We start from the raw sequence: 417 nt of genomic DNA on the forward strand, positions 1-417 counted from the left end.
CACGCACCGCGTGTACGAGTCTCATTAGTGCCAGTCGAGAGCGGGCAGCTACAGAACCAGCTTGAGCGCGGTCAGATCGATTTAGCCCTCCTGACGCCAGAGATCACTCCGCCAAATCTGCATGCCCGAGAGCTGTTCAAGGAACACTATGTGTGTGTCCTGCGGGAAGACCATCCTGCGGCTATGGGGCGCAAGCTGACCGTTAAACAGTTCTGTGCTCTCGACCATGCGCTTGTTTCCTACGATGGTGGAGGTTTCCGCGGCGTCACCGACGATGCGCTAGAACAGTTGGGCAAACGACGCAGCGTCACACTGTCGGTCAAGAGCTTTCTGATCTTGCCAGACATCCTGCGTGCCAGTGACATGGTTGCGATCTTGCCGAGCCGCTTGGTCGCCGGTATGGACAAGCTGGCTATC

The 417-nt window shown here is 57.6% G+C and carries 1 protein-coding gene; it reads left to right on the forward strand.

Features of this window, described 5'->3' with window-relative positions; translation table 11 throughout:
* A partial coding sequence (locus ACR6JA_RS22380; protein WP_494599614.1) for a LysR substrate-binding domain-containing protein occupies positions 1-417 on the forward strand: 417 nt, incomplete at both ends.

The organism is Cedecea sp. B1(4) (genome assembly GCF_059414925.1).